Consider the following 17,917-nt stretch of genomic DNA (forward strand, 5'->3'; position numbering starts at 1 on the left):
AAAAGAAGAGGCATGGGAACTGTTATAACTTATCCTTGCCAAAGGCTCTGCAAAGCCCAACTGAAAAGATAAGCAAACAGTCCCACGCCTCCTGTATAACAAAAGACGTGGAACATTTGTTATCATCCTTTTCAGTTAAAAATTTTGCAGATTTTTGGCAAAGGATAATATCATTATGTCTCTTAATTAATTCGATAAAATCTAACCGGATTCTCAACGCCATGATACGACCGGTTACGGGGATAAAAATATAAATTATTTGTTAAATTTAAAAAAGATTTTTATTTTTTATCGTAGTCTTGTATAATTATCTGGTTTATAACTAAAAAGCAATACTTGGCTTTTTATACCGATTCGCATAAGTTAAGGTTTTTGTACTAAACATCCTGCCAAAACAAATAGTTGACAGGTTATGTTCCGATTTAATCCCAGTTAGGATCGTAACTGGATGAACGGCCTCTTTGTTCATATTTCAAATCCTGCAATAATGACGAGCTTGCCCGCAATGACACATAATATGATTTATAGGCTCCGACAGGGTTAAAGCTGGCGGTGATTGACCAGCAATGCAGGTTGCGGGTCAGGTTACAACTCATATATGCGATTTTTTTTGCATCAAAGTCATAACTGGTGTTGAAATTGAAATTCCAGTTTTTTGTAGGTTGTATGCTTCCGCTTAGTCCGAAATTCTTGGTTAGACGGCCTTTGTATTCCATCTTGTCATAATCAAAATCCCCATAATTATAGTTCATGGAGAAGTTGAAAGATAGATTCCATTTAATATCATTTTTCACATAGCCGTCTTCATCATACTGGTTATCGTCTTTCTTTTTTTCCAGCAGGCTGCCCTTTTTCTGTTCTCCGGCTTCACCTTCAGGATTGTCGGTATCCGGTTGTCCGCCTTCCTTTTTGCTTCCTTCCTTGTCTACATCTTTACCAAAAAGTTTTTTGAATGTATCCTGATTGATGGATGGAGATATGGAATATCCCGTACTTTTCAGTCGTCCGATACCTTTACCATGGCTGATACGCAGCTTGTCTACCTTTGTCGGACTGCCATATTGGTCCAATCCGTACATATATGGGTCGAAAGCGGCTCCTATATTTACTACAAATGATTTGCTGAATTTGAAACGTGCATTTACAGCGATGTCACTCCATTTGAGGGAATCGGCCATCATATTGTTGCTGAAATTGACACTGAGATTGTCAATCAGGCTTATCTTCTTGTATCCGGTCGAATCTTTTTCGGATGCGACTTTCATTTCCAGGTTATTCTCAAAATTGAATGAAACCATACCCGAAGCACCCATCGGAGCTGTGCCAAACATCCCCTGTGAATAAGGAGAATATACATATTCCATTTGTTGCCCTTTCGAATCGATATATTTATATCTCTCATAGAATCCAAACATAGGATCACTGAAGTCGGGGGCATAGCTTAGGCTGATACTGGGAGTGAATACATGCCGGATTCGTGTCGTTTTGGAAAAGACAGGTATATATTCGCCATATAATTTAGTTTGGAAACTCAATGCGGCATTAAAATCATATACACGTTTGAATGAATATGTGGTATCGCCTTTCATACTCATGTGTGTATTTGTTTCCGGATTCCATTGTTTTTGTATCTTACTGGTATACCAACGCTCTGTATAATTTATAGATGGGGTGATGTTCAGATAATTGAAAGCGCTGAATGTCGCAGAAACCGGAATGGTATGCTTCATCGCATTTTTCCAGTCTTTTTGTAAGTTGGATTTCAATAACAGGTTTTCTTTCGTATCGATACTGTTTCTGAAGTCTCCTGTATAGCTTAATTGAATTTTCTCGTACCAGCGTTCTGCTCCTGCTGCCTCTTTCCTTTTGAATGGTGCTACACGGCTCATAGTTACAGTCAGGTTCGGTAAAGTCATGGAGATGGACGAGTCCTGGCTACGCTGGGCCACATTCATAGAGGCTGATATGCTCCATGCCGAATTTGGTATTTTCTGGGTCAGGTTGATACTCGAACCTTTTGTGTTGCTTGTACCTTGCCGGGTATATCTGTTGTCGAGGCTATTGTTATTGTATGAACTTGTCGCAAAGTTTACACTTGCAGAGAGCGTCCGGAACATATTCGCCTTCGGGTCTTGCGAGTGTGTCCAGTTGATGGCAAGGTCTTTGCTTATAGACTGGTCTACATCTTTTTCTCCGTATTTGTTATACAGGTAATTGAAGTCGAACGAGCCGGAATATTTATAACGCTTACGGTATGATGAACGGGCTTTGAGCGCCCATGAACCTTTTGTATAAATGTCCCCTGTGAGGGCAAGGTCTATATTGTCATTAATGGCAAAGTAATATCCTCCGTCATGCAGATTGAATCCTCTGTCCATCTCGTCTCCGTACGACGGCATGATAACTCCCGATGAATATTTATCGGAAAAAGGGAAGAACCCGAAAGGAAGTCCCAAAGGCAGAGGTAATCCTTCGATAACGAGATAGGCAGGACCCGTAACTACATTCTTTTTAGGCTTGACTTTCGCTTTTGTCAGAGCCAGATAGAAATGCGGGTGTTCGTGATCGTCGCAGGTTGTGTATTTACCGTCGAGCATAAAGAATGAGTTGTCTTCCTGCTTCTTCGCTCTTCCTGCTATTACATAACCCTCTCCCTGAGTGGTAACAACATTGGTGATATATCCTTTTTTTGTCTTGAAGTTATACTTCATGTCTTTCGACTCATAGTCCGTGCCACCATCGGAAAAAACAGGATAGCCGAATTCTTTTCCTACGGAATCCAGACCGTATGTGGCATATACCAAACTACTGTCCATATTCATGGATAATTTCTCGCCTTTCAGTGTTATCTCGGTATATTTTACTTCTGCAGAGCCGTATAAATAACCCCAATTGTTGGACATGAGTACAACGGAGTCATTGGCCGTATAGTCTACTACGGCATCCAGCGCATTTTTTTTCTGAGCGGTAGAGTCTTGCAGTAAAGAGTCGTTCCGGAGTTTCAGGGAATCATTCTTCGGGAGGGAATCACCATTCACACGGGGCAGGGTATCGTTGCTATATATTGAGTTTATAGCACGATGCTTAGTATAGGCATATTGTGCACCCCAAAAAGGCACAGAGAACAATATACATAGAAAAATGTATGCTAAGATGCGAATTTTTCTCATCTACAAAACCTCATGCTTATATATTCGGATGCAAAGCTAATCAATTAAACATGAAAGCAGAATACGAAAAAACAAAAAAAGTATAAATTTTTGTATTCAGACTTAATATCCACTATTAATCTATTGCCCGTGGTCCGGATATTTATGTATATATTTTCTATCTTTGTTTTTTATTAAACGAATCTTTCTATGAAATATTTTTTACTTGCCGTCACCCTTTTCTTTTCTATTGAAGAATCATCTGCTCAGAAATTTGAAGATTATTTTGTCGATAAAGCTTTGCGTATCGATTATATTTTTTCCGGAAATGATGAATCTCAGGTTGTGGCTCTCGACCAGTTGAATCAGTTGCCTCATTGGGCAGGGCGCAGGCATAACCTGTCACAGCTTCTTCGTAAAGGTAACGGACAAATATGGGTGACAGATGTAAAAACCGGAACATGTATCTATACCGATGCTTTCAGCACCTTATTTTCAGAATGGCAGACTACCCCTGAAGCTAAGGAGGTAAGAAAAAGTTTCGAGAATTCATTCCTTATACCTTATCCTAAAGGGAAGATAGCAGTGGAGATAAAGCTGAGAGATAAGTTTGGTGTATACAGGACTGCGATCAGGCACGATGTAAATCCGGATGATATTCTGATAAAGAAAAAGGGACTGAAGAATATTCCGGCATATACAGCCGTACATCAGGGCGATTCGGTTAATAAATGTGTGAATGTTGTTATTCTGGCTGAAGGATATACAGCTTCCGAGATGGCAAAGTTCAGGGAACATGCGCAGATCGCCTGTGAACAGATATTGAATCATAGCCCGTTCAACAAACTGAAAGATAAGTTTAATTTTTATGCGGTGGAAACAATTTCAGAGGATTCAGGGGTCAGTGTCCCCCGTGAGAGCAAATGGAGCAGGACAGCTTTCAGTTCCCATTTCGATACTTTTTATTCCGACCGGTATCTGACTACTTCTCATGTAAAAGACATACACGATGCTATTGCCGGAATCCCATATGCACATATTATTATATTAGCAAATACAGATGTATATGGAGGCGGGGGGATATTTAATGCATATACGCTGACTACCACCGGCCATGCTGCCTTTAAACCTGTTGTAGTCCATGAATTCGGGCATAGCTTTGCGGGGTTGGCTGATGAATATTTTTATGACAGTGATGTGCTGGATAATACATATCTTCATTCTGTAGAGCCATGGGAGCCGAATATTACCACCTTGGTTGACTTTACGGTAAAGTGGCAGGATATGCTTGTATCTCAGACTCCGGTGCCCACAAATGTTAATCTCGCAGATAAATACAGTATAGGGGTATTCGAGGGTGCGGGCTACTCGGCAAAAGGTATATATCGCCCGGCTATCGATTGCCGGATGAAGACAAATACATGCAAAGACTTCTGTCCTGTATGTCAAAGGGCTATCCTGCAACTCGTAAAATTCTATACTGAGTAAAAAAAATACAGTCAGGATTTTATTTATAAGGATAAAACAGCTATTTTTGTCGCTGCTAATTCTGAATATTAAAATATATAACTAATAATACAATGTCTTCTAAAAAGAAACAAGCGGAAATACGGGAAGAGAAGGACTGGGAAAAAATCGACAGTGCCGTTCATAGATCTGAAAACTTTATCGAAAAATATCAAAAACAGATATTGATCGGAATCGGTATTGTAGTTGTAGTTGTCAGTGGTTATCTGGCATTCCGGCATTTCTATCTCGGGCCAAAGAACACAGAGGCACAAGTTGCTTTGTTCAAAGGTGAGCAATACTACAGAAACGGGCAGGATTCCCTTGCTATCTATGGAGATGCAAACGGATATGTAGGTTTTGAATCTATCATCAGTGACTATGGTTCTACCAATGCCGGAAATCTTGCTAAATTATATGCCGGTATCTGTTATGCCAACCTTGGCCAGTATGACAAGGCATTGGATTATTTGAAAGGATTTAGTGGAGGTGATAAAGTGTTGTCCCAGTTAGTGAATGGAACTATCGGGGACTGTCTTAGCAATACCGGAAAAGAAAACGATGCTGTTTCTTATTATGTGAAGGCGGCTAAAGGTGTTGACAATCCGTCACAAAGCCCGATCTTATATAAGAAAGCGGGTCTTATATATCGCAACCAAGGTAACTACGACAAAGTAGTTGAAACGTTTACTACGATTAAAAATCAATATATGAATTCACCGGTTGCGATGGAAGCTGATAAATATATTGAAGAAGCAAATCTGATGAAAGCCGGAGGAGCAAAATAAGAGACGCAAAGATTACCTCAATATATAAAAAGCGCGGAAGTTAATACTTCCGCGCTTTTTTATTCTCTTTTGTTTCTTCCGTTTCCTCATAAATTATTGCTCATCACCTGTATTCCGTATTTTTCAGCCTCTTCGTACTTTTCTTTTATAAACGAGTATAGGTTTGGAGATTTATGAGCTCCCGCTTTTCTGGTTTCATTCAAAGGCTGGATATAACCGATCGACAGCATCTTGCGCTGAAAATTACGTCTGTCTATTTCCCGTCCCAGGATGGCTTCGTATATACACCTAAGTTCGGGCATAGTGAACCTTTCAGGCAGTAATTCATAGCCCATCGGTATAAATCCGATTTGCTTGCGGATAGTTGAAATCGCTGTGTTTATGATTTCTTTATGGTCTGCATATAGTGGTGGTATTTCATTGATATCAAACCATCCCGCTTCTTCATAATCTTCGTTGGCGAACACTTGTGCATCGTTATATTTAATAAGGGAATAGTACCCCAGGCTAATAAAGCGGTCGAGATACCATTGGCTTTTCTCTTCATGGATATTGAGCCGTTTAAGCATATCGGCATTTTCCCCGGTGCCTATACGATCTTTTTTACCAAAGAAATAGAATTGTTTAAGATATACATTTTCGAGTCCGGTACGGTCTTTTAATACTCGCAGGGCAGATTCGTCCGGATCTTCGTCTTTTGCTATGAAACCTCCCGGAAGCATCCATTTTTCACTGACTTTAAATTTGCATAATAATACTTTAAGACTACCAGAATCAAAACCCAGTATAATGCAATCAACTGATATATTCGGTATGAATATATCCGGCCCTTGATTCAGGGTTTGAAAAGGCGGCTGCTCTTTTTCCATAAGTTTTTTTCATTTGATGACATTGTCCGTAGAGGCTTTGTCTTTTTTGTTATCAAGGTAGTAAATATGATACTCTGCCTTTTCTTTGGCCGTTTTTAAGCTATCCAGTTGTAGCATCATTGTTGATAACTCAAAAGATTTTGAAATTGCGGATTTCGTAGTTTGCGATAAGGTGTATGTATATTTCCCCTGCCCCTCCAGTGTGACAGTTAAGGGATTGTTTGAATTTGTGAATATAAATCCTGCGATGCCATTTTCGCTGGTCCCTGCAAAACGGATAATCTCATATTCTTTCCCCATATTGGAAAACCTGTAGTTCAGTCCATCGTCGTTCACAACTAACGATTGAGCGAAAGAGCCGTCTTTTGCTGATACTTTTATCCTGTTGTGCTTTTGCTTTGATCCGACAAAAACGCTCTCGATATATAATACACCGTCTTCTCCTACTCCTGAACGTAGCATTGTGCCGGTAATAACACCACCGGTAAGGCTTTCTTTAGGGATAAATGCCCCTGTTTCCTGATATTCTTTGTTGCGCTGAAACGAAAAAAGTTTTTTCTTTGCCTCCAATGTAGGCTCATGCAGGGCGATAAGGGAATCGCATTCGGTAATTATCTGTTCGTTTTCAGCTCTTCTTATAGTGTCGAGAAAAGCCAGGCCGGAGCGGATCTGGTCGAACGCTTTTGGGTATAGGATTTTTATACTGTCTATTTCCTGTTTGGCTAGTGAATATTCTTTGTTGGCATAGAAACGGCGGGCTGAATCTAAGCGCAGTTTGGCCCCGTCATCTTTTGCCCCGCAAGCAAACAAGACAACAAAGAGAAACGCCATTGTATTTCTTAAAATCTTTTGCATAGGATGTTGCTCTGTTTTAGAGAGAAAGTATTCCGGGTAATCTTCTGTAATTCTGTAGCAAATTACAAATTATTTCGATTTTAACAGAATTATTCTCAAATAATTTAACTTTTCGATATTAAAAATAGATAAAAATATCTTCCTGCATATACTTTTAACAGGAAAAAGAAAAAGATGTTTTTAATTAAATAAATTTTATCATCCGGAGATGCATTATTCATGCCGGATAATTCTTATCGAGACAGGATTGTCTTATGATAATTGATAAGTAGAAATTATTATCTTTGCACTTTCTAACCTCTCGAAATCAGAGCGATTGTCAGATTTATTACTTGAATAGATTGTACTGTTGGCCAAAGAGAGTAATGCTGTAAAATTGAAATGATAAGCCACAATAATAAGGAAATACAACGTGAGTTGAAAAAGAAGTTCTCCGGGAAAATATTTGAAATAATTTCTCAGGTTGCAGATGATATGCAACTGGAGTGTTATGCTATCGGAGGATATGTACGCGATATTTTTTTGCATCGTCCGTCAAAGGATATTGATATTGTTACGGTAGGTAAAGGTATCGAACTGGCAGAAGCGGTGGCCAGGACGTTGGGCAAAAAAGCTCATCTCTCTGTATTCAAAAACTTCGGGACGGCGCAGGTTAAATACAAGGATACGGAAATAGAATTTGTAGGGGCACGCCGCGAATCTTACCAACGGGATTCCCGTAAGCCTATTGTAGAAAACGGGACACTGGAGGATGACCAGAATCGCCGCGATTTTACAATAAATGCATTGGCTGTTTGCCTTAATAAAGGCAGGTTCGGGGAATTGCTTGATCCGTTTAACGGGCTAAAGGATATGGAAGACCTGATTATCCGTACTCCACTCGATCCGGATATTACATTCAGTGACGATCCGTTGCGGATGATGAGGGCGATCCGTTTTTCTTCACAGCTGGGTTTTGATATCGAGCCGGGAACATTCGATGCCATCACGCGTAATAAAGACCGCATTGGTATAATATCAGGTGAACGTATTATAGATGAATTAAATAAGATCGTATTGTCTCCCAGACCGTCTGTCGGATTTCTTCAACTCGACCAGACAGGCCTGTTGGCTATTATATTTCCGGAATTAGTCGCTCTCAAAGGGGCTGAAACTAAAGAGGGGGTAGGACATAAGGATAATTTTTATCACACATTGGTAGTGTTGGATAATATCTCGAAGAAAACCAATGACCTGTGGTTGCGCTGGTCTGCTATCCTGCATGATATAGCCAAGCCTGCAACCAAGCGTTTTGATAAAAAACTGGGATGGACTTTCCACAATCATAATTTTATAGGAGAAAAGATGATTCCCGGAATATTCCGCAGGATGAAACTTCCCCTGAATGAGAAAATGAAGTATGTGCAGAAGATGGTGACGTTGCATATGCGCCCACAAGTGCTTGTGGATGAGGATATAACCGATTCGGCTGTACGCCGTTTATTATTTGAGGCCGGAGATGATATCGAAGATCTGATGACTTTGTGTGAAGCTGATATAACTTCTAAAAATCCGGAGAAAGTACGCCGTTATTTACGAAACTTTGAACTGGTACGCCATAAATTGAAGGATATAGAGGAGAAAGACCATGTGCGTAATTTTCAGCCGCCGATCGGGGGCGAGGAAATTATGGAGATATTCGGACTTGCCCCGGGTGTGGAAGTAGGCCGGTTGAAATCATCAGTCAAAGATGCTATTCTGGACGGTGTTATACCGAACGAATACGCTGCCGCTTATGAATATCTGGTTGCAAAAGCTGAAAAAATGGGGTTAAAACCGAAGGAGAAATAAAATTTCGTAGTTTGTTGTGGATTTATTTACTAATTTGCCTCTTATTAAGAAAAGCAAATTACCTGAATCTAAAGAACAACATTATGAAAGCAAAATTTTTTATTGTTCCGATGTTAATTCTCCTGACGGCATGTGGCTCGTCGAAACAACCGGCAAAGAAAGGCTGGGGCACTTATGGCAGCCCCAATGTAGAGCAAAAGCTCTTGAATAATGAAACTTTTGTGGTGGAGGTTTATAGTGATGATATCACTTATGGATATACAGAGGAAAATCCGATAATGGTGGGGGCTGCCGGCGGTTCCGGCCCATTAAATGAAAGACGGTTTTTGAATGCTCTTATGGGCCCGGACGGAGAGCCGATAACTTACCGCAGGATTGGAAGTTGCTGTGGATTTAAGACGAAAAACGGACTTTTTGATGATGGTGGCTTTTTGGATAAATATAGTGTGATGCATAAAGGCCTGGAAAAAGAAGTTATCTTATATATTAATATGTACGACTCGGATGTATTAAAGATCCCTGTCGGATTTAAGAAGAAAAAATAAAATATGACAATAAAATCGATTATAGTAGCAACGGACGAAGAGAATGCAATAGGTAAGGATAATAACCTCCTTTGTCATCTGCCTAACGATCTGAAATATTTCAAAAAAATAACAGATGGTCACCCTGTAATAATGGGGCGGAAAACATTTGAGTCGTTGCCTAAAGGGGCTCTTCCCAACAGGCGGAATATTGTAATTACCAGGAATAAGGAATTGCATTTTGACAGATGTGAGATGTGTTCTTCTGTCGAAGAAGCTGTTGCATTGTGTAAAGACGAGCCTGAAATTTTCTTTATCGGTGGCGGCTCTGTATATAAGGAAGTTATTGATGTAGCGGACAAATTATATCTGACCCGCATTCATCACCGGTTCGGAGATGCCGACACTTTCTTTCCCCGGATTGACCGGGAGTTATGGGTGGAAGTATCAAGGGAAGATAATCCCATGGATGAGAAACATAAATATGCATATAGTTTTATAACTTTCGAGAAAATAAAACGTTAATATTCTTGCTTATATTAAATAAACATCCTATTTTTGCAACCCGAAACTGAATAAGAAATAATAACAGAAAATATATATAGCGATGAAAAGAACTTTTCAACCATCAAACAGAAAGAGAAAAAACAAACATGGTTTTCGCTCAAGAATGGCTACAGCAAACGGACGTAGAGTGCTTGCAGCCCGTAGAGCCAAAGGTAGAGCTAAACTTTCAGTTTCAGACGAATACAGCAAGTAATAAAGTAAAGGAGTGCATTTAATGCTGCATTCCGGACGCAACTTACTATTGCTGTTGCAGATGCGAAAGTAATAAACAGGTCTGCGATCTTAGCTTGTAAAAAGATATTTTGCTCAGGCAAATAAAGTAAGAATTAGTATTAATTCTTACTTTTGTTGTTTATAGGATAATAGTTATGGAGGTGAACTGGTTCGATCTGGTCGTTATAATTCTCATATTAGTAACACTGATAAAGGGATTCTTTTCGGGATTAGTGATGCAAATCGCTTCTCTTGCAGGGATTATATTGGGGGCTGTCTTTGCCGGGAAACTCTCGGAATACATTGCTCCCCGGCTTATTAATCTGATCGATGGTTCGCCTCATATTATAGGTCCGCTTTCCTATATTGTGGCATTTATAGCGATATTGGTTGCATTGTTCTTTGCCGGGAAACTATTGGAATCTTTCGTGGATGCACTGAAAATGACTATATTGAACAGGTTGGCAGGAGCCGTGTTCTGTGCAGCCAAATGGATTGTGGTATTCAGTATTGTATTGAACCTTGTTGCCGAATTTGACCAGCATAAGCGAATAATAAAAGAGGATGTGCGTGAGAAATCCCATACCTATCCTCTTGTAACTGAAATAGCGAAGGCTGTGATCCCTTACCTGCGTTTCGACTGGATCAGTTAGCTTTCTTTGCTGAATATTCCTTTATTACTTCCACCAGTTTATCTTTCGATACCAATCCCATAATACGGTCAACTTCTTTTCCATCTTTGTAAACAACTATAGTAGGCAGTGCCTGTATACCCTTGTCTATCGAGAACTTCTTGTAATTATCTACATTTACTTTACCTATCTTAACAGAATCCTTGTATTCCGTAGCGATTTCATCCAAGATTGGCGCCATGCGGCGGCAAGGACCGCACCACGCTGCCCAGAAGTCTACAAAGACGAGGCCCTTGGCTGTTTCACTCTCATAATTTGATGCGGATAATGTTACGATAGGCGATTTTCCTTTCGGTTCATCTTTAGCTTTCGCCGATACATCGATACTTGTCAGGGTGAATATACCTAGTAATGCGATGCTGAGGATAGGAAATAATATTCTGTTTTTCATTACTCTATTATTATATATTTTGTAATAAGAACACAAATATAATAGGTAAAATCAATTAAATAGTTATGAAGGATGTGTTTTAATTGATTTTTTGAAGTAATAATAACTCAAAATCAATTAATTTTGTGGTTCATATGATTTTTCAGAAATGGCTCAAGAACCACTTATACTGGATTTAGATAAAGTACTGGAAGAAAAAGCTCCGAAAATTTATAATAAAATACCACGCTTTATTATAAATTATCTGAAACGAAAGATCCATATCGCTGAGTTAAATGAGATACTCAGGATATATGCGGATAAGGAAGGTGTCGATTTTATGCAGGCAGTGGTCGGCTATTTCAATCTTACACTGGAGGTAAACGGGCTGGAGAATATCCCGAAAGACGGCCGTTTTATATTTGCATCCAATCATCCGCTCGGAGGACTCGATGGTATTTGCCTCTCGGCAGTTATCGGTGAAAAGTACGATAAGAAGATAAAGTATGTGGTAAACGATGTATTGTATTTCATCAGGAATCTGCAACCCATTTTTCTTCCCGTTAATAAATATGGCAGGCAGTCGAAGCAGGCAACTCTTACTTTGAATGAAGCTTATGATTCCGATAATCAGATTGTCACTTTTCCGGCAGGCCTTTGTTCCCGCAGGGAGAAAGGAAGGATATACGATTTGCCGTGGCAAAAGAATTTTATACTGAAAGCTGTTGAATCCAGGAGAGATGTTGTTCCTGTCTACTTTGATGGGAAAAATTCAAATTTCTTTTATAGATTTGCAAATATAAGAAAGCGGTTAGGGTTAAAGTTCAATGTGGAATTGATACTTTTGCCCGACGAAATGTTTAAGAATAAAGGTACAAGTTTTTCTATTACATTTGGCGAGCCAATTCCGTATTCAACGTTCAATAATTCGAAGAATGCTTCTCAATGGGCCGGATATGTAAAAGATAAAGTATATAATTTAGCGAAATCAAACAGATAATATTAGATGGAAAAAATCATCTCACCAATAGATAAAAGTCTCTTAAAAGCCGAATTGACGAAGGATAAACTTCTGAGGCATACCAATAAGGCGAATAATGAGATTTATATAATCACACATCACAATTCGCCTAATGTGATGCTGGAAATAGGCCGTCTGCGTGAGATCGCATTCCGTTATTACGGAGGAGGAACGGGATTGTCTGCCGATATTGACGAGTATGATACAATGGACAATCCGTACAAGCAACTAATAGTCTGGAATCCCGACGCGGAAGAAATAATAGGAGGATACCGTTTTATCTGCGGGCCGGATATTTGTTTCGATGATAATGGCGAGCCGGTTCTGGCGACCTCCCACCTGTTTCATTTCTCAAGGAAGTTTATAAAAGAATACCTGCCTTATACGTTCGAACTGGGGCGTTCGTTCGTCACATTGGAATATCAGTCCACTCTTGCAGGTTCGAAAGGTATATTCGCCCTCGATAATCTTTGGGACGGATTAGGAGCATTGTCTGTGGCTGACCCGTCCATGAAATATTTTTTCGGGAAAGTGACCATGTACGATACCTATAATACTCAGGCCCGTGATATGATCCTTTATTTTCTGGGTAAGTATTTCCCCGATCCTGATAGGTTGGTTTGGCCAAAGCAGGCGCTTCGGATAGAAACAGATGAAAAGAAGCTTATACGTTTGTTCGATGAAGATACATTTAAGGCTGATTATAAAATCTTAAATACATCTGTCCGCAGGTTAGGGCTTAATATTCCGCCGCTGGTAAATGCTTATATGAGCCTTTCGCCCCAGATGAAAGTGTTCGGTACGGCCGTAAACGATACTTTTGGCAATGTGGAGGAAACGGGCATACTTATCAATGTGGATGAAATCCTGGAAGAAAAGAAAAAACGCCACATAGAATCATATCTGAGAGACAAACCCTCAAAGCGTTTCCTTAAACGCCTGCGCCAGATGATAAACTGGAGTTGGTCGAAATACGAAGATAAACCGAAGAAAAAAAATGAAGGCTTTTTTACAATCTCCCGTCGGAGTAATAGAAATAGAAGAGACTAACGGCTTTATTTCTGCCCTGAGAATTGTCTCTGAGATGGCACAAACAGACGATGCTTTGGTTCCGGTTCTCGATGAGGCCATAAAGCAGCTGAAAGAATACTTTGCCGGTGAGCGGAAAACCTTCGACTTACCTTTGGCTCAGGAAGGAACTTCTTTTCAGCAAAAAGCCTGGGACTACCTGAATACTATTCCTTACGGAGAAACCGTTTCCTACAAAGAAGAAGCAATAAACATAGGCTCTCCGAAAGGGTGCCGGGCTGTCGGCTCCGCCAATGGAAAAAACAATATAGCCATAATTGTTCCTTGCCACCGTGTAGTGAATGAAGGCGGGAAGCTGGGTGGATATGCCTATGGCCTTGACGTGAAAAGGAAACTACTGGAACTGGAAAGCCGGCAAAAAAAATTATTCTGAATGCTTGACTTATCAACATATAAAATCATACTCGCTTCCAATTCTCCCCGCAGAAAGGAGCTTCTTTCGGGGTTGGATATTGCTTACGAGATAAAAACATTACCCGATATAGACGAATCATATCCCGGTAATCTGCGCGGAGAAGATATCGCTATCTACATCGCAAGGGAAAAAGCAAACGCATACAGGGCCTGTATGGATGATAATACGCTTCTTATCACAGCCGATACAATCGTTCTCCTCGGTGGAAAGGTATATGGCAAACCACTCGATGATGAGGATGCCAAACAAATGCTCCGCGATCTTTCGGGTAAGACGCATTCGGTGGTAACAGGCGTTTGCATAACTACAAAAGAGAAACAGAGAGCATTCGGCGTTTCATCCGAAGTGAGATTTGCAAGGCTTGATGAAGATGAAATAGAATATTATGTGACGAAATATAAACCCTTGGATAAAGCCGGGGCATATGGTGTGCAGGAATGGATCGGTTATATCGCCGTGGAATATATATCGGGGTCTTATTTCAATATTATGGGATTACCCATACAACGGTTGTATCAGGAACTGAAGAAAATCTGATAATCAATATTTTTTACTTCGAAAATGCGTTAAGGAATAAAACAATTATCTTTATTGCATGAAAATATTTGAGAACAATAAGCTCTTATTGCGGTACATCCTTATTATAGTGGCTATAATAATAGCTTTCGGATCGCTTATTGTCTCTCATTACCTGGTAAAAGACCTGTCGAAAGAAGAACGTAATAAGATTGAAATCTGGGCTGAGGCCACCAAAGAAATGGCTAGCAATAATGAAAATCTGAATATGAATCTGGTTATTCAGATTCTGAAAAGCAATACGACTATTCCCGTTATTTTATACGATAAGAAAGACAACTACTATACTTCCACAAATATAGAACTTCCCGGGACCGATGAGCAGGAGTTTCTGAAACAGCAGGCCCGGACTTTTGAAAAGAGGCATAAACCTATTGTTATCGAAGTTGAGGATTTTGACCAATATGTATATTACGACGATTCTTATACACTAAAGCGGTTACAATTATATCCGTATGTTCAGGTAAGCGTGCTTATCATATTTATGATAACAGCCTTTTTTGCATTATTTACCACGATGAGAATGGAACAGGACCGCCTTTGGGTAGGCTTGTCGAAAGAAACGGCGCATCAGTTGGGAACGCCGATATCATCATTGCTGGCGTGGCTGGAGTATCTGAAACTAAAAAATGCCGATCGATCCATCTTGCTGGATATGGAAAAAGATGTAAACCGCCTGCAAATGATAACGGACAGGTTCTCGAAAATAGGCTCTGCGCCATCTTTGGAACGAAAGGATATAAATGAGATTATAACTCAATCTATAACCTATCTCGAAAAGAGAATCTCGAAAAAAGTTATTTTTGAACTTCATCTGTCTGCTACTCCTCTTTATGCAAATGTAAGCGGGCCTTTATTAAGCTGGGTGATAGAGAATCTGACAAAGAACGCGGTGGATGCTATGGAAGGTCAGGGTGAGATCATTTACACATTGTCCGATAAAGGTAAAATAATAAGTCTGGATATACGGGATACGGGAAAAGGTATTCCGAAATCAAAGTTCAAAACCATTTTCAGCCCGGGATTTACCACAAAGAAAAGAGGGTGGGGGCTGGGGTTGTCTCTGGCAAAACGTATCATAGAATCGTATCACAGGGGAAAAATCTATGTGAAGTCTTCGGAGATCGGTGTAGGTACGACCTTCTGTATTGAGTTAAAAAGGTCTAATTAACATATTCTGTAAACTTTATAACCTTTGTAAACAGGATTATTTTCTTATTTTTGTGACTATTCGTTTAAATTTTAACAATTCTATCAAATCTAATGACTAAATTTTCAAGGGCCTTTTGGGTTGCCAATTCCGTCGAACTGCTCGAACGGCTGGCGTATTATGCCGTATTTATTGTAATTACCCTTTATTTATCCAATGTTTGGGGTTTCTCTGATATCGAAGCCGGTATCATTTCGGGTATATTTTCAGCAATGCTATACTTCCTTCCCACTTTTGCCGGAGCATATGCAGATAAAATAGGCTTCCGTTCATCCATTATATTAGCATTTGCCTTGTTGACAGTTGGTTATGGAGGCTTGGGCCTTTTGCCTACTCTGCTGGAGAGTGCAGGACTGGTAAGTTATGGGATGACAGCCACTTTTACCGGCCTTGAAACAAGTTATTTACGTTGGAGTATCGCTCCCATTCTGGTGCTTATCGTTATAGGCGGAGCATTTATAAAAGCTGTAATATCGGGGACGGTAGCGCGTGAGACTACATCGGAAAACCGTGCACGTGGATATGCTATCTTTTATATGATGGTAAATATCGGGGCATTTACGGGTAAAACTGTTGTTGACCCGCTACGCAGAAGCATGGGTGATGAAGGGCTTGTATACCTCAATTTCTTTTCCGCGTCAATGACTCTTTTAGCTTTGATCGCGGTTTTCTTTTTCTATAAATCGGTAAAAACCGAAGGTAAAGGGAAAAGTTTTGCCGAGATAGGAAAAGCCCTGTGGAAAGTTTGTCAGAACGGACGTCTGATAGCATTGATACTCATTATTAGTGGTTTCTGGATGATTCAGAGCCAGATGTATGCGACTATGCCTAAGTATGTGATCCGTATGATCGGCGAAGGAGCTTCCCCGGGTTGGTATGCCAATGTGAATCCGTTGGTGGTATTTGTATGTGTCAACTTTGTCACCTCATTTATGAAAAGGCGTACGGCTCTCACTTCAATGACTATAGGGATGCTGATTATACCGTTCTCGGCATTGGTAATGTCGTTTGGCAACCAGATCGGGACTGATTATGTAATGGGATTGCACCCTGTTGCCTTTATGATGATAGTGGGTATTGCCATGCAGGCATTGGCAGAGTGTTTTATATCACCTCGCTTTTTGGAATATTTCTCATTACAGTCGCCCAAAGGGGAAGAAGGCCTTTATTTAGGATTTAGTCACTTACACTCATTCTTTTCATACCTCTTTGCATTCGGACTGTCAGGCTTCTTATTGGAAAAGTACTGTCCGGACCCTAAGGCATTTGCATCGCAGGTAGAATATGCCGCAGCTACAGTAAACGCGCATTATATATGGTATGTCTTTGTCGGAATCGGTATGGTTTCTGCCATCGCACTTGTTATATATGGACGGGTAGTGAAAAATCTGGATAGAAAGAAACTGAATCCGGAGACTGAATAATAACAAATTACTTTATCTATATGTGTAGCTAACGGCTAATAGCTGTTGGCTTATTGTTCTTTGAAGTGTTGGATTTAGGATTTAAAAATTTAATGTTTAAGGATTCAATAATTAAAATGCGTAAAAGCTGTAACCTTTGTTACCTTTTTGAAAATAGTTACAAGTAAACGGGATACGAGATACAAATTGTTGACTGATGACTGCTAACTGATTTCATTGTTACCTTTGTTACCTTTTTGGGAATAGTTACAAGTAGACAAGACACGAGATACAAGTTGTTTACTGCTAACTGTTCACTGACATATGTTACCTTTGTTACTTTTTAACAAGTAGTAAGTTGAAAGAGCCGTATTTATATTAACTGCTAATTCATGATGACTAACAGCAAATGACTACTTGTCAGTTTTCACACATTCCTTATCCTGCTTTTTTGACAGAAATATACTTTGGCACGCATTTCGCTTATCCATAAACAGAAAATATTTAAAATTTAATATATAACAATTTAAAATCTTAAAGAATCATGAGTATTAAACCATTAGCAGACAGAGTGCTTGTAAAACCGGCCGCTGCAGAAGAAAAAAGTGTGGGAGGTATCATTATTCCTGATACTGCAAAAGAAAAACCGCTTAAAGGCGAAGTAATTGCCGTAGGAAACGGGACTAAGGACGAAGATATGGTGGTAAAACCAAAAGACAATGTACTTTATGGTAAATATGCCGGAACAGAAATAGAACTGGAAGGCGAAGTTTACCTAATCATGCGTCAGTCTGATATTCTTGCAATTATTTAATACGAACAATTTAATAATATAACAAA

General features: G+C 39.7%; 18 protein-coding genes. 14 read left to right on the forward strand and 4 right to left on the reverse strand.

The features are described 5' to 3' along the window. Positions 1 to 422: 422 nt before the first annotated feature. Complete coding sequence (locus B3317_RS13295; protein ID WP_291112393.1) at positions 423 to 3,170, reverse strand: putative LPS assembly protein LptD; 2,748 nt, start codon at positions 3,168 to 3,170, stop codon at positions 423 to 425. 189 nt (positions 3,171 to 3,359) lie between these two features. Here B3317_RS13295 and B3317_RS13300 point away from each other — a divergent pair, with 189 nt between their 5' ends. After that, positions 3,360 to 4,637 carry a M64 family metallopeptidase gene (locus B3317_RS13300; protein WP_291112395.1) on the forward strand — a complete coding sequence of 426 codons (1,278 nt, stop codon included), beginning with the start codon at positions 3,360 to 3,362 and terminating at the stop codon, positions 4,635 to 4,637. Between the two features lie 92 nt (positions 4,638 to 4,729). Then, positions 4,730 to 5,443 (forward strand): tetratricopeptide repeat protein, encoded by a 714-nt coding sequence (locus tag B3317_RS13305; RefSeq protein ID WP_291112397.1) that lies wholly within the window; start codon positions 4,730 to 4,732, stop codon positions 5,441 to 5,443. 86 nt (positions 5,444 to 5,529) lie between these two features. Here the strand turns inward: B3317_RS13305 and B3317_RS13310 are convergent, their stop codons facing one another. Beyond that, positions 5,530 to 6,312 carry an NUDIX hydrolase gene (locus B3317_RS13310; RefSeq protein ID WP_291112399.1) on the reverse strand — a complete coding sequence of 261 codons (783 nt, stop codon included), beginning with the start codon at positions 6,310 to 6,312 and terminating at the stop codon, positions 5,530 to 5,532. 9 nt (positions 6,313 to 6,321) lie between these two features. Beyond that, a complete protein-coding gene (locus B3317_RS13315; RefSeq protein WP_291112402.1) occupies positions 6,322 to 7,167 on the reverse strand; it encodes a hypothetical protein in 846 nt (281 codons plus the stop codon). Between the two features lie 381 nt (positions 7,168 to 7,548). Here B3317_RS13315 and B3317_RS13320 point away from each other — a divergent pair, with 381 nt between their 5' ends. From B3317_RS13320 to B3317_RS13340, 5 genes are all read left to right on the forward strand, one after another. After that, positions 7,549 to 8,997: a CCA tRNA nucleotidyltransferase gene (locus tag B3317_RS13320; protein ID WP_291112404.1), complete on the forward strand. Its 1,449-nt coding sequence runs from the start codon at positions 7,549 to 7,551 to the stop codon at positions 8,995 to 8,997. Positions 8,998 to 9,080: 83 nt separating this feature from the next. Beyond that, positions 9,081 to 9,542, forward strand: coding sequence for a hypothetical protein (locus B3317_RS13325; RefSeq protein ID WP_291112406.1), 462 nt, complete (start codon positions 9,081 to 9,083; stop codon positions 9,540 to 9,542). Between the two features lie 3 nt (positions 9,543 to 9,545). Then, positions 9,546 to 10,046: a dihydrofolate reductase gene (locus tag B3317_RS13330; protein WP_291112408.1), complete on the forward strand. Its 501-nt coding sequence runs from the start codon at positions 9,546 to 9,548 to the stop codon at positions 10,044 to 10,046. A gap of 82 nt (positions 10,047 to 10,128) precedes the next feature. Then, the gene (rpmH, locus tag B3317_RS13335) at positions 10,129 to 10,281 is read left to right on the forward strand and encodes a 50S ribosomal protein L34 (protein ID WP_081852563.1); all 153 of its coding nucleotides are present in this window, start codon (positions 10,129 to 10,131) and stop codon (positions 10,279 to 10,281) included. Between the two features lie 175 nt (positions 10,282 to 10,456). Then, on the forward strand, positions 10,457 to 10,954 hold the full coding sequence (locus B3317_RS13340; protein WP_291112412.1) for a CvpA family protein: 498 nt from the start codon (positions 10,457 to 10,459) through the stop codon (positions 10,952 to 10,954). Here B3317_RS13340 and trxA read toward each other — a convergent pair. Further along, on the reverse strand, positions 10,947 to 11,384 hold the full coding sequence (gene trxA, locus B3317_RS13345) for a thioredoxin (protein WP_291112414.1): 438 nt from the start codon (positions 11,382 to 11,384) through the stop codon (positions 10,947 to 10,949). The genes B3317_RS13340 and trxA overlap by 8 nt on opposite strands. A gap of 148 nt (positions 11,385 to 11,532) precedes the next feature. Between trxA and B3317_RS13350 the strand changes: the two genes are divergently transcribed. The 7 genes from B3317_RS13350 to B3317_RS13380 all read left to right on the forward strand — a co-directional run bounded on the left by B3317_RS13350 (position 11,533) and on the right by B3317_RS13380 (position 17,891). Next, complete coding sequence (locus B3317_RS13350) at positions 11,533 to 12,363, forward strand: 1-acyl-sn-glycerol-3-phosphate acyltransferase (RefSeq protein WP_291112417.1); 831 nt, start codon at positions 11,533 to 11,535, stop codon at positions 12,361 to 12,363. 6 nt (positions 12,364 to 12,369) lie between these two features. Beyond that, positions 12,370 to 13,434, forward strand: a complete 1,065-nt coding sequence (locus tag B3317_RS13355; RefSeq protein ID WP_291112420.1) for a GNAT family N-acetyltransferase — start codon at positions 12,370 to 12,372, stop codon at positions 13,432 to 13,434. Beyond that, positions 13,382 to 13,846 (forward strand): methylated-DNA--[protein]-cysteine S-methyltransferase, encoded by a 465-nt coding sequence (locus tag B3317_RS13360; protein ID WP_291112422.1) that lies wholly within the window; start codon positions 13,382 to 13,384, stop codon positions 13,844 to 13,846. Before B3317_RS13355 ends, B3317_RS13360 begins: the two co-directional genes overlap by 53 nt. Beyond that, positions 13,847 to 14,425: a Maf-like protein gene (locus tag B3317_RS13365; protein ID WP_291112424.1), complete on the forward strand. Its 579-nt coding sequence runs from the start codon at positions 13,847 to 13,849 to the stop codon at positions 14,423 to 14,425. It begins immediately after the preceding gene. 58 nt (positions 14,426 to 14,483) lie between these two features. Then, positions 14,484 to 15,635: a sensor histidine kinase gene (locus B3317_RS13370; RefSeq protein ID WP_291112426.1), complete on the forward strand. Its 1,152-nt coding sequence runs from the start codon at positions 14,484 to 14,486 to the stop codon at positions 15,633 to 15,635. Between the two features lie 92 nt (positions 15,636 to 15,727). Then, the gene (locus tag B3317_RS13375) at positions 15,728 to 17,098 is read left to right on the forward strand and encodes an MFS transporter (protein ID WP_291112428.1); all 1,371 of its coding nucleotides are present in this window, start codon (positions 15,728 to 15,730) and stop codon (positions 17,096 to 17,098) included. Between the two features lie 523 nt (positions 17,099 to 17,621). Further along, the gene (locus B3317_RS13380; RefSeq protein ID WP_291112430.1) at positions 17,622 to 17,891 is read left to right on the forward strand and encodes a co-chaperone GroES; all 270 of its coding nucleotides are present in this window, start codon (positions 17,622 to 17,624) and stop codon (positions 17,889 to 17,891) included. Positions 17,892 to 17,917: the final 26 nt, after the last annotated feature.

Origin of the sequence: Dysgonomonas sp. UBA7710 (assembly GCF_002482385.1) — a bacterium.
In the GTDB taxonomy this organism is placed as follows: Bacteria; Bacteroidota; Bacteroidia; order Bacteroidales; family Dysgonomonadaceae; genus Dysgonomonas.

What these genes read in the sequence shown, in the direction of transcription:
- B3317_RS13295 (WP_291112393.1), bottom strand. Translation starts at nt 3,170, where the DNA reads ATGAGAAAAATTCGCATCTTAGCATACATTTTTCTATGTATATTGTTC.
- B3317_RS13300 (WP_291112395.1), top strand. Translation starts at nt 3,360, where the DNA reads ATGAAATATTTTTTACTTGCCGTCACCCTTTTCTTTTCTATTGAAGAA.
- B3317_RS13305 (WP_291112397.1), top strand. Translation starts at nt 4,730, where the DNA reads ATGTCTTCTAAAAAGAAACAAGCGGAAATACGGGAAGAGAAGGACTGG.
- B3317_RS13310 (WP_291112399.1), bottom strand. Translation starts at nt 6,312, where the DNA reads ATGGAAAAAGAGCAGCCGCCTTTTCAAACCCTGAATCAAGGGCCGGAT.
- B3317_RS13315 (WP_291112402.1), bottom strand. Translation starts at nt 7,167, where the DNA reads ATGCAAAAGATTTTAAGAAATACAATGGCGTTTCTCTTTGTTGTCTTG.
- B3317_RS13320 (WP_291112404.1), top strand. Translation starts at nt 7,549, where the DNA reads ATGATAAGCCACAATAATAAGGAAATACAACGTGAGTTGAAAAAGAAG.
- B3317_RS13325 (WP_291112406.1), top strand. Translation starts at nt 9,081, where the DNA reads ATGAAAGCAAAATTTTTTATTGTTCCGATGTTAATTCTCCTGACGGCA.
- B3317_RS13330 (WP_291112408.1), top strand. Translation starts at nt 9,546, where the DNA reads ATGACAATAAAATCGATTATAGTAGCAACGGACGAAGAGAATGCAATA.
- rpmH (WP_081852563.1), top strand. Translation starts at nt 10,129, where the DNA reads ATGAAAAGAACTTTTCAACCATCAAACAGAAAGAGAAAAAACAAACAT.
- B3317_RS13340 (WP_291112412.1), top strand. Translation starts at nt 10,457, where the DNA reads ATGGAGGTGAACTGGTTCGATCTGGTCGTTATAATTCTCATATTAGTA.
- trxA (WP_291112414.1), bottom strand. Translation starts at nt 11,384, where the DNA reads ATGAAAAACAGAATATTATTTCCTATCCTCAGCATCGCATTACTAGGT.
- B3317_RS13350 (WP_291112417.1), top strand. Translation starts at nt 11,533, where the DNA reads ATGGCTCAAGAACCACTTATACTGGATTTAGATAAAGTACTGGAAGAA.
- B3317_RS13355 (WP_291112420.1), top strand. Translation starts at nt 12,370, where the DNA reads ATGGAAAAAATCATCTCACCAATAGATAAAAGTCTCTTAAAAGCCGAA.
- B3317_RS13360 (WP_291112422.1), top strand. Translation starts at nt 13,382, where the DNA reads ATGAAGGCTTTTTTACAATCTCCCGTCGGAGTAATAGAAATAGAAGAG.
- B3317_RS13365 (WP_291112424.1), top strand. Translation starts at nt 13,847, where the DNA reads ATGCTTGACTTATCAACATATAAAATCATACTCGCTTCCAATTCTCCC.
- B3317_RS13370 (WP_291112426.1), top strand. Translation starts at nt 14,484, where the DNA reads ATGAAAATATTTGAGAACAATAAGCTCTTATTGCGGTACATCCTTATT.
- B3317_RS13375 (WP_291112428.1), top strand. Translation starts at nt 15,728, where the DNA reads ATGACTAAATTTTCAAGGGCCTTTTGGGTTGCCAATTCCGTCGAACTG.
- B3317_RS13380 (WP_291112430.1), top strand. Translation starts at nt 17,622, where the DNA reads ATGAGTATTAAACCATTAGCAGACAGAGTGCTTGTAAAACCGGCCGCT.